Below are 9,975 nucleotides of genomic sequence, written 5' to 3' on the forward strand. Positions count from 1 at the left end.
ATTGAGCTACATAGCAGAATAACGGCTAGAAACAAAGAAACGATACTAGGCAAAAATTACGATTTAGGCGAGCAAGGCACGACCAACGCCCTAACGCAAATCATAATAAAGCGCGACGCGTGAAAACTTACGACATAGATCTATTTTACGAGCTATCGCGATTTTTTAAAGACGACTTGCGCCTTATGGCTCACGCCGTAGCTTATGCGCTAAATTTAGACGCTAAGACGATTTACAAAGATTTTTCATTCGGACGCTACAAAGACGAGTATTTAAAAGCCTTGCTAGAAGTGAGCGATAACCCAAAAGAGGCTTATTTAAATTTGCTGATGAAGTTTAGAGACAAAAGCCCGATATTTGACCGTGACGACTTCGCGAACGCAGAAGCTTACAGCGTGTTTAATAGGGAATACAAAAAGAAGTAAAAGCAAGCAGTAGAGCCACCTTCCTCTACACAGGGAAACCCCGGGCAGGCTATGCTGGGTCGTTATCGATTTTGACCGTTCGCTTGCTTTACAAGGAAGTCTTAAGACGTTCGACGCTAAGACTTTACTCCAAGACGGCTCTCTTAGAGACCTTTTACTAAATAGGCGGCGAGACCGCCCAACCCTCACACGGACGAACAACGCAGCATAAAACTACGCGCCGAACGGGGCGGTAATGCTTTGCTAAGAAGCTGGGGTATTTCACTTTCGCTCAACCCTTTCGCCTATTCACGGGCAGATTATGCCATATTTTCGCCAAATTTTACCAAAGGCGTAAAAAGACGGAGCGTAACATTAGTTCGTAGAAGTAGTAAAAACCGAACGCTACAACACAGTAAAAACGCTTAAATTTAGCGCAATTAAATCCTATTTCGCTAATACGGACGAACGAAAAAACGAACACTAATAAAACCCTAAGCCCTAAGCGGTTAAAATGGCTCATAGGATTTTAAAACAAAGGCTAGGAAATGCAAACTCTAACCATACGAACGGATAACGCCGATTTCATAGAAAAGGCGAGAGAGATACTAATCACGCTAGCTAAATTTGACGGCGTGAAGCTAAGCCTAAGCGATGATTACACTAAAGAGCTAAACGCTCGAGCCGATGAAGCTCTACAAGGCAAAGGGCTAATAGATGAAGCTCAGGCGCGCAAAAAGCTAGAGGCTATCAAAACCGAGATATTATCAGACATTGAAGCTATCAGGCGCGGAGAGTTTGAAACGATAAGCCACGACGAGCTAAAAGCGCGGGTTATGCAATGGTAATAAAATACAAGCCTAAATTTGAGCGCGAGTTAAAGACGATATTTGATTTTATCGCAAAAGACAGCCTAAATAGGGCGCGAGAGTTTAGAAACGAGCTTATCGCAAAGATAGAACGCACGGCGCAAACGCCTCTTATTTGTCGCAAGTCCATTAATTTTGACGATGAGAGCATAAGGGATTTAATTTTTAAAAGCTATGTAATACCGTTTGCAATAGAGGACGAGGCTATTTACGTTTTAGGCATTTACAAAGCCAACGAGTGGCAAGCGTGAAACGAATAAAAACGGCTTTTGTTTCACATTTTAACCTTAATTAAGTTTCGAGCTAAAAAAGCCGTGAAACATCTCAATTCTTAAGAAAATTTAGCCGTTTAAGCGTTTGAAAGTTAAAAACGGCGAATGCTTAAATCACAAAGTGCCTATTTTAGGGTTTTTCCTCGTTTTTGTATTAAAAACCAAACTTTTCATTACCGATTTTTTACCGCCGATTAGCTTAAACTTTTTAACAACCTCGTAAACTGCTACGACTGTGTTTTTAAGTGTGTAAAAATTGGCTTTATTTTTTAACAAAACACGATAAAAACGATATTTAAAGCAAAATTTCGAACAACCTTGCTTCCACCATTTATCATTTTGCAAGATTTTAAAATCAACTAAAATACAAATTTTAAAACATTTTTACCTTATCATACCTCTAAAAATAAGCCTGATGAGACCAAAAATGCTATTTTTATTAAAGTAAAAATTGACGTTTTTATATATACATGTTTTTCAAAAATCGCATACAACGTAGATCATCAAATTTGAATAAATTTAATCCAATTTAAAAGATAAATTTGGCAATAAAATTTAAGAAAAAGTAGAGTAAAATTTGAAGTTAAATTTAAAAGGGGTCTCACGACCCCTTGGCTACTTTATTACAGCCATCTTTCTGCGCATATACGCGATCCTGCTTTGTAGCGGGAGGTGTTTAGGGCAGTTATCCTCGCAGCCTAGCAGCGTCATACAGCCAAACACGCCGTCATCATCGCCGATAAGCTCGTAAAAGTCCTCGTCGGTTCGTTTATCAAGCGCGTCGATTTTAAATCTAGCTACGCGGTTAAGTCCGACCGCACCGATGAAATCAGGCCTCATGATAGCCGTACCGCACGCAGCCACGCAGATACCGCACTCGATGCAGCGGTCAAGCTCAAATACCTCTTGCGCTACTTCAGGCTCGACTTTTTCCTCAAGCTTAGAGATATCGGTCTCGTGGTCGGTGTGTATCCAGCTCTCCACGCGCTTACTCATCGCGTTCATCCAGTTGCCCGTGTCTACGCTTAGGTCTTTTAGTAGCTTAAATACCGGCAGAGGCATAAGCTCGATCACGCCGTTTGGATAGTCTTTGGTTAGCGTACGGCAAGCAAGCTTTGGCGTACCGTTAACTAGCATACCGCAGCTACCGCAGATACCGGCGCGGCAAACGAAGTCAAAGCTAAGATCCGGGTCAAATTTCTCGCGAATTTGATTTAACGCTATAAAAAGCGTCATGCCGTCGGTTTCTTCTAGCTCGTAGGTCGCGAAATGCGGCTTTGAAATTTTGCTTAACGGATTATATTTAAATGCTTTTATGGTTATTTTTCTACTCATATCCTATTCCTGCTCTTTCGTTTGGTGCTTTATATTTAGGCTGAAGATCATAGTGCATTAGCGCTTCTTGGATCTCGTATCTGCCTTTGCCTTCGGCTTCCATTTTGGCGCGGATCTCATCGACCTGCGCTTGGCGTACGGCGCTGTCCGGGTGCTCGATGATGTTACCCTTAGCTCCGTATCCGCGGAATGCCGGCGGAATTTCCATTTTCATAATATCAAGCGGCTCATACACGATAGTCGGTAGCGTATCGCCCTCTTTCCAGCTAGTTAGAGTTCTGTTTAGCCAGTTTAGGTCGTCGCGTTTCGGATAGTCCTCGCGGCAGTGCGCTCCGCGGCTCTCGGTGCGATCAAGCGCGCCTTTTGCGATACAAAGGGCTAGTTTTAGCATCTTTGGTACGCGGTAGGCTTCCTCAAGCTCAGGGTTGCCAAATAGCGCCTTGTTTGTGACTTTGACGTCTAAAGATTGTTTATAAAGCTCTTCTAGCTCTTTTACCGCTACGGCTAGACCTTCGCCCGTTCTAAAGATCGCCACGTGCTCCCACATGATGTCTTTCATCTTGTTTTTGATCTCAAATACGTTAAATTTGCCCTCTTTTTCGACAAGGCTTTTTAGATAGTCTTCCTCTTTTTTAACGAATTTTTCGATGTCGTTAGTATTTATCTCGATCTCGTGCTTACTGCAGTAGTCAGCAAAATAATCGCCCACGATCATGCCTGCGACGACAGTTTCTGAAACGGAGTTGCCGCCTAGACGGTTAAATCCGTGCATATCCCAGCACGCAGCCTCGCCGGCGCTAAATAGACCCGCTAGCGTCGGGCTCTCGCCTGTAGGCTTAGTTTTTATGCCGCCCATAGAGTAGTGCTGCATAGGTAGGATCGGCGCCCAGCCTTTACCGCGCTGTCGTCCGTTCTCGTCGGTATACACTTCGGTGTCGGCAGGATCGATGCCGTTAAAGATTTCGCAAATTTCTTGAACGTCGCGTAAGTTTTTCTCGATATGCTCGCGTCCTAGGATCGAGATATCTAGCCAAACGTGATATCCGTATGGGCTAGGTACGCCTTTGCCTGCGCGGATATGCTCCATGATGCGGCGGCTTACGACGTCGCGGCTAGCTAGTTCTTTTTTCTCAGGCTCGTAGTCGGGCATAAAGCGATATCCGTCCACGTCGCGTAAAATTCCGCCGTCGCCGCGGCAACCTTCCGTTAGCAAGATACCGCTCGGAACGATCGGAGTCGGGTGAAACTGCACCGCTTCCATATTTCCTAGCTGAGCTACGCCAGTCTCAAGAGCGATGGCCGCGCCGATACCCTCGCAAACTACGGCGTTTGTGGTGTGTTTATAAACCCTTCCGTAGCCGCCCGTAGCGATTAGCGTGCCTTTTGCGACGTATGCCGTGATCTCGCCGTTAACTAGATCGCGAACGATCGCGCCGTAACAGCGGTTGTTTGCGTGGATTAGCGCGATAGCTTCTTTTCTGTCGTGGATTTCGACGTTATGTTTTAGAGCTTCGTTTGCTACGGCAAAAAGCATAGTGTGTCCGGTGGCATCGGCCGTAAAGCATGTTCTCCATTTTTTAGTTCCGCCAAAGTCGCGAGAGTGGATGAGTCCGTGGACCTCTTCTTTTTCTACGATAGTCGTTTTTTGAGCGTTGATGATAGCGCTTCTCTCGCCTTTTGTTATACGAGTCCAAGGCACGCCCCAAGCAGCTAGCTCGCGGATCGCCTTAGGCGCGGTTTGACAAAACATACGTGCAACTTGCTGATCACAGCCCCAGTCGCTACCTTTTACGGTGTCTGCAAAGTGCACATCCTCGTTGTCGCCTTCGCTCATTTTTGAATTTCCCAAAGAGGCTTGCATGCCGCCTTGCGCAGCCGCAGAGTGCGAGCGCTTAACTGGGATTAGGCTTAAAACTACCGTACTTAGCCCTTTTTCTCCTGCGGCAACGGCGGCTCGCAGACCCGCTAGACCGCCTCCGATAACTAATGCGTCATAATATTTTACGTTCATTTTTTAAAGCTCCTTTTCCTAAAGACTGATCCACACGAAATCGGCGATCAGCGCGATGACCGCGAGCACTCCAAAAACCGCAAATATCGCAGTTTTGGCTTTATTTCTTTTTGCGAACATCTCTTGTTTGTTTACTCCGTCGATACTTATCCATTTTACGTATAGGCGGTACATTCCCACGCTAGCGTGAACAACCATAAATAAAAGTAAAGCGAAGTAGAAAATTTCTAGTTGATGAAATGCGGCCGCTGATTTATCGGCAGTGATATGTCCGCCAAATATTATATCGACTAAGTGCGCGCTGGCTGCGAAAAATAGAGCAAAACCGGTCAAAAACTGAAACCACCAAAGCGTAGTGTCAAGGTGCTTCATGCGGTCTTTGTGACCTCTAAACATGATGTATTGTCTGTAGTTTGCAGGGAATTTTCTCATCGCTAAAAATGCGTGAGCGATAAAAACGACAAATATTACAGCAGCTATAACGTTAGTGATCCACCACGTAGCCTCGCCGAATAAAAATTTAGCCTCCGCAAAACCTACAACGGCGTTAAATGCGCCCTTGCCGAATAAAATGGTAGAGGTAAATACCATGTGACACAAAATAAAACAGGCCAAAATCAGTCCCGTTATACTTTGCCATCTGTCCCAAACGGCAGGAGTACGACTTTTTTTCGTATCCGCTTGCCTACCTAAGAAGCCCTCGATTAGCCCACTCATGAGCCCTCCTATAAAATTGAGATAAGTTATCATAACTTAAAAGAAAATTAAATTACGATACTATAAAAACGGCATAATAGTATCGTAAATTACTTTAAAAACCTTTTAAAACTTTGTATATTTTTTATTTAAGATAATATAAAGGAAAATGCCGCACGCAAACATTAAAAAGGATAGTATTTGCCCCATAGATAAATTTAAAAATACAAAGCCGATCCCGAAATCAGGCTCTCTAAAGAACTCGCAAACAAATCTGGCAAAGGTATAAAGTATGGCATAAAGAGCGATGAGTTCGCCGTCAAATTTTTTAAATTTTCTATAAACAAAAAGGATAGCAAAAACCGCAAGCCCTTCTAAAACCGCTTCGTAAATTTGCGATGGATGACGCATCTGTCCCGCGACGTTGATCGCCCATGAGACGTCCGTGATACGACCGAACAGCTCTTGGTTTAAAAAATTTCCGATACGACCGAAAAAATATCCAAGCGGGATGCTAAGTGCGACGAGATCCAAAAGCTGCCACAAATTTTGCTTAAATTTACGGCAAAAGGCCCACGTCGCTATCAAAAACCCGACCACAGCGCCGTGATAGCTCATGCCGCGAATGCCTACAAATTCACCGTTGTGAAAGGGGTTAAAAATCTGCCAAGGATGAGTGAGATAATAAGCGGTATTTGGATCGTAAATGACGATGTAGCCGAGCCTCGCGCCCAGTATCACGCCGATTTCCACCCAAAAGAAATAATTATCAAGTAGCGAATTTGAGATTTGCATATTATCGCGCTTGACGATAAATTTAGCCACCCCGAGCGCCACGAGTAGCGCCAGGACGTACATTATCCCGTACCAGTGCACCTTGATGCCAAACAGCTCAAACGCGACCGGGTCGAAATTTATATAAAAGTCGTTCCACCAACTCATCTAGGTACGACTTTGACTTTTAGCGTATTTTCGATACCGCTCGCAAAATCCTCAAAAAGATAGCCCATCGCGCGGTAAAATTTACTTCCCGCTTCGTTTTGCAGGACGGGTGCTAGCTTTTTAGCGTAGGGTAGTAGATAGGAGCTTAGCAAAACGCCCAAAATTTCCTTCGTCTGTTCGTCTTGTTTTAGCTCGACGACGGAGGAGAAAAACGAGAGCTCGTTCGTTAGGCTATCAAGCGCGCTGACGTTTAAATTTGGGCTAAATTTGCACTTTTTATAAAAGCCTTCAAGGCGCGCCTTATCGCCCTCGAAAAAAAACTCCGCGTTAAAATATTTTTTCAAATTTGCAAAGTCCTTTGTGATCTCCAGGATATTCTCAGTTTTTATCGACTCCTCGTATAGCTCGCGCCCCTTGGCGTTTGCTTCGCTATCGTTTGTTATTATCCATTTCGGATTTTTATTTAGCTCGCTAAAAAGCTTTGCACTCGGCGGCAGAGCGAAATTTAATGCAAATATCCTTGCGATCACGGCGTAAAATTTACCCAAATTCATCTTTTTCCTTTTTTGTTTTTTGCGGGATTTTACAAAATTTAGGCTAAATTTTAGATTTGCTTAAATCGTAATCTGATCGAATTTAACACGACCGTGACCGAGCTAAAGCACATCGCCGCAGCCCCGTAAACAGGCGTTAGCATGAGTCCTAGAGGCGCCAAAACCCCGGCCGCAACCGGGATACAAACGGCGTTATAAACAAACGCCCAAAACAAATTTTGCTTTATCGTTTTCATCGTCTCGTTGGCTAAATTTATCGTAGCTACCGCGCTTTTTAGGTCGTTTTTTACCAGCACTACGTCGCCGGCTTCTTTTGCGATGTCCGCGCCGCTACTCATCGCGATACCCACATTTGCTTGCTTTAACGGTGCGGCGTCGTTGATACCGTCGCCGACAAATAGCACTGCACCCTCTTCTTGCAGGCGTTTTATGGTTTCAAATTTTTCATTAGGCAGCATACCGGCAAAGACCTTTTCGACGCCTAGCTTGCCAGCCACGTTTTTTGCGGTGAAGGCGTTATCTCCGGTTAGCATCACGGGCGTTATACCGATGTCTTTTAGGCTTTGCATAGCCTGCGCGGCGTCCTCTTTTATCGTATCGCTAAGCGCGATAAATCCTACGTAAATTTTATCCACGGCAGCGAGCACCACGCCGTTTCCTTCGTTTTGCGCTTTGGCGATTTGCTCTTTAGCCTGCGCGCTTATTTCTACGCCAAGCTCGCTCAAAAATGCCTCGTTGCCCGCTATCACGCTATCATCGTCGCTCTTTACGCCGCGTCCCGCGATATTTTCAAAACCCTTTTCATCGCCTAAAATTTTAAGCCCCAGCTCATTTGCGTATCTAACGATCGCAGCCGATATCGGGTGCGAGCTTTTAGCCTCTAGAGCGGCGATTTTGGCTAAATTTTCATCGTTTATATCGGTAAAATTTACCGAAATTTCGCCCTTGGTTAGCGTTCCGGTTTTGTCAAATACCGCGTATTTCACGCCGCCAAGAATCTCTAAAACTTCTGGATTTTTGATCAGGATTCCGTTTTTAGCGCCTAGAGATAGCGAGGAGACGATAGCTATCGGGGTAGCAAGCCCCAGCGCGCAAGGACACGAGATAATGAGCACGCAAACCGCGCTTAGCACGCCTTGTAGCGCATTTCCCGTAAGCGCAAACCACGCAAAAAACGTAACGACGGCGATAGCTATCACGCTAGGCACGAAGATATTTGCCACGCGGTCGGCAAAGCGGCTGATAGGCATCTTTTTGCTCGACGCGTCGCTTAAAAGCTCTAAAATTTGCGACAAAAGCGTTTGATTAGCGAGCTTTGTAACCTTTACGTTGATGTAGCCGTTTAAATTTATCGTTCCGGCATTGACCTCGTCGCCTTGTTTTTTATAGACGGGCAGGCTCTCGCCCGTTAGCATCGAGGTATCGATCTCTGCGCCGCCGTTTATCACGACTCCGTCGCAAGGCACCGCGTAGCCGCTCTTTACGACCGCGACGTCGCCTATTTTTAGGCTCACGGCATCCACTTCCAGCGCGCTGCCGTCTTTTTGTAGTACAAGAGCGGTCTTTGGCGACATATCCATGAGCGATTTTATATAATCGCCTGCGCGAGCTTTTGAGCGCTCTTCTAAAAATTTACCCAGCAGCACGAAAGCCGTTATCATCGACGCGCCAGAAACGTAGAGGTGGCGCATGTTTTCGGGTAGGTGCTCGCCCGCGATAAAAACCCCCAGCGAATACGCAAACGCCGTGCTTGTTCCCAGCGCGACGAGTACGTTCATGTCGAAGTTTTTATTTTTTAACGCGCCGTAAGCATGGATAAAAAAGTCCCGCCCGCACGTAGCTATCGTGATAAAGGCAAGCGCCAGCATGATGGCTGATTTTGCCGCGCTTGGCTGCTCGCTCATCTCAAGCGCCATGATCACCGCGCTAAAAGCCGCCGCAGCTAGGAAATTTCGGCGTAAATTTAAGATATGTTTCTCGCGTTTGGCTTCAAATTCCGCCAAATCCTTTGCCACGCCGTAGCCTAGTTTTTTTATTTTTTCCTCTATCGCGGCTTGTACTTCGGCGTTTTCTATGATAAATTCGCCCGAGCCGTTTGCGAAGCTGACCTTGGCGTCTAGCACGCCCGCGATCTTTTTAGTTACGCGCTCGATGGCGTTTGAGCAGTTTACGCAGGTCATGCCCGCGATGTTTAGTTTGATATTTTGCATCAAATTTTCTCTATGACGCTAAATCCCAAATCATCCAGCTCCTCTTTAAATTTCGCCTCGTCCTTGCCGTCTAAATTTACGCTCACGACCCTTGGTTCTACGCCAAGATCGACCTTTATCTCGCCGTATTCGTCCTCAAGAGCGTTTTTTATGGTATTTGCGCAGTTTTCGCAGTGGATATTAGCAACCTTAAATTTAGTCATTTTATCTCCTTTATCATATGGTAGTATTTGTGAGAATTTATGATCATTTCGCAGTCGGTCTCAAAGCCCAAACGCTCGTAAAAAGCCATAGTTTTAGGCTTTTTTTCATCGACGATGAGGGCTACTTTTTTGATATTTCGTTTTGACGCTAGAGTAAAGATAAATTTGATCAGCTCTTTTGCGATGCCTCGTCCGCGAAATCTCTCGTCCACGGCAAGACTATCTATATATAGCTCGTCCGCGAAGCACTCCGTCTGCGGAAATTTATTTAAACCAAGCTCTCGCAAATGCGTCCTGATAGGCTCGTCTAGCGTTTCAATCTCGCCTCCGTCGTAAGCGCAAATCGCCCCCGCGATCTCGCCGTCAAATTTGCAAACAAAAACGTTGTTGTAGCTTAGGCGGTTTATCTCGCTGCGGAAAAATTTATGCAAAATTTCATCGCTCTTAACGGGGTCGCTCACGCCGCTAAGCGTAAAAGC

Annotated in this window: 11 protein-coding genes; 3 read left to right on the forward strand and 8 right to left on the reverse strand. The window is 45.3% G+C overall.

Translation table 11 applies throughout. The features are described 5' to 3' along the window. Nucleotides 1-119 precede the first annotated feature (119 nt). From Q0338_RS02860 to Q0338_RS02870, 3 genes are all read left to right on the forward strand, one after another. A complete protein-coding gene (locus Q0338_RS02860; protein WP_298085445.1) occupies nucleotides 120-425 on the forward strand; it encodes a hypothetical protein in 306 nt (101 codons plus the stop codon). Nucleotides 426-952: 527 nt separating this feature from the next. Further along, nucleotides 953-1,252 carry a hypothetical protein gene (locus Q0338_RS02865; RefSeq protein ID WP_002953070.1) on the forward strand — a complete coding sequence of 100 codons (300 nt, stop codon included), beginning with the start codon at nucleotides 953-955 and terminating at the stop codon, nucleotides 1,250-1,252. Continuing rightward, nucleotides 1,246-1,524, forward strand: coding sequence for a type II toxin-antitoxin system RelE/ParE family toxin (locus tag Q0338_RS02870; protein WP_298085446.1), 279 nt, complete (start codon nucleotides 1,246-1,248; stop codon nucleotides 1,522-1,524). Before Q0338_RS02865 ends, Q0338_RS02870 begins: the two co-directional genes overlap by 7 nt. A 636-nt stretch (nucleotides 1,525-2,160) precedes the next feature. On the opposite strand, the gene Q0338_RS02875 is transcribed toward Q0338_RS02870, so the two are convergent. The 8 genes from Q0338_RS02875 to Q0338_RS02910 form a co-directional block, all read right to left on the reverse strand. Then, a complete protein-coding gene (locus Q0338_RS02875) occupies nucleotides 2,161-2,880 on the reverse strand; it encodes a fumarate reductase iron-sulfur subunit (protein ID WP_002953066.1) in 720 nt (239 codons plus the stop codon). Beyond that, the gene (locus Q0338_RS02880; RefSeq protein ID WP_298085447.1) at nucleotides 2,873-4,891 is read right to left on the reverse strand and encodes a fumarate reductase flavoprotein subunit; all 2,019 of its coding nucleotides are present in this window, start codon (nucleotides 4,889-4,891) and stop codon (nucleotides 2,873-2,875) included. Before Q0338_RS02880 ends, Q0338_RS02875 begins: the two co-directional genes overlap by 8 nt. Nucleotides 4,892-4,909: 18 nt before the next feature. After that, a complete protein-coding gene (locus Q0338_RS02885; RefSeq protein ID WP_298085448.1) occupies nucleotides 4,910-5,608 on the reverse strand; it encodes a fumarate reductase cytochrome b subunit in 699 nt (232 codons plus the stop codon). A 105-nt stretch (nucleotides 5,609-5,713) separates the two neighbouring features. Continuing rightward, on the reverse strand, nucleotides 5,714-6,529 hold the full coding sequence (gene lgt, locus Q0338_RS02890; RefSeq protein WP_298085449.1) for a prolipoprotein diacylglyceryl transferase: 816 nt from the start codon (nucleotides 6,527-6,529) through the stop codon (nucleotides 5,714-5,716). Then, nucleotides 6,526-7,083, reverse strand: coding sequence for a hypothetical protein (locus Q0338_RS02895; protein ID WP_298085450.1), 558 nt, complete (start codon nucleotides 7,081-7,083; stop codon nucleotides 6,526-6,528). The genes lgt and Q0338_RS02895 overlap by 4 nt, the downstream gene beginning before the upstream one ends. Nucleotides 7,084-7,133: 50 nt before the next feature. After that, on the reverse strand, nucleotides 7,134-9,293 hold the full coding sequence (locus Q0338_RS02900; protein ID WP_298085451.1) for a cation-translocating P-type ATPase: 2,160 nt from the start codon (nucleotides 9,291-9,293) through the stop codon (nucleotides 7,134-7,136). After that, nucleotides 9,293-9,496 carry a heavy-metal-associated domain-containing protein gene (locus tag Q0338_RS02905; RefSeq protein ID WP_002949769.1) on the reverse strand — a complete coding sequence of 68 codons (204 nt, stop codon included), beginning with the start codon at nucleotides 9,494-9,496 and terminating at the stop codon, nucleotides 9,293-9,295. The genes Q0338_RS02900 and Q0338_RS02905 overlap by 1 nt, the downstream gene beginning before the upstream one ends. Beyond that, on the reverse strand, nucleotides 9,493-9,975 hold a 483-nt coding region (locus Q0338_RS02910; protein WP_298085452.1), incomplete at its 5' end, for a GNAT family N-acetyltransferase. The genes Q0338_RS02910 and Q0338_RS02905, both read right to left, overlap by 4 nt.

It is taken from the genome of uncultured Campylobacter sp. (genome assembly GCF_938018145.1).
Taxonomy (GTDB): Bacteria; Campylobacterota; Campylobacteria; order Campylobacterales; family Campylobacteraceae; genus Campylobacter_A.

Bases quoted from the DNA above. Each gene is read 5' to 3' on its own strand.
- Q0338_RS02865 (WP_002953070.1), top strand. From the start codon at position 953: ATGCAAACTCTAACCATACGAACGGATAACGCCGATTTCATAGAAAAG.
- Q0338_RS02870 (WP_298085446.1), top strand. From the start codon at position 1,246: ATGGTAATAAAATACAAGCCTAAATTTGAGCGCGAGTTAAAGACGATA.
- Q0338_RS02875 (WP_002953066.1), bottom strand. From the start codon at position 2,880: ATGAGTAGAAAAATAACCATAAAAGCATTTAAATATAATCCGTTAAGC.
- Q0338_RS02880 (WP_298085447.1), bottom strand. From the start codon at position 4,891: ATGAACGTAAAATATTATGACGCATTAGTTATCGGAGGCGGTCTAGCG.
- Q0338_RS02885 (WP_298085448.1), bottom strand. From the start codon at position 5,608: ATGAGTGGGCTAATCGAGGGCTTCTTAGGTAGGCAAGCGGATACGAAA.
- lgt (WP_298085449.1), bottom strand. From the start codon at position 6,529: ATGAGTTGGTGGAACGACTTTTATATAAATTTCGACCCGGTCGCGTTT.
- Q0338_RS02895 (WP_298085450.1), bottom strand. From the start codon at position 7,083: ATGAATTTGGGTAAATTTTACGCCGTGATCGCAAGGATATTTGCATTA.
- Q0338_RS02900 (WP_298085451.1), bottom strand. From the start codon at position 9,293: ATGCAAAATATCAAACTAAACATCGCGGGCATGACCTGCGTAAACTGC.
- Q0338_RS02905 (WP_002949769.1), bottom strand. From the start codon at position 9,496: ATGACTAAATTTAAGGTTGCTAATATCCACTGCGAAAACTGCGCAAAT.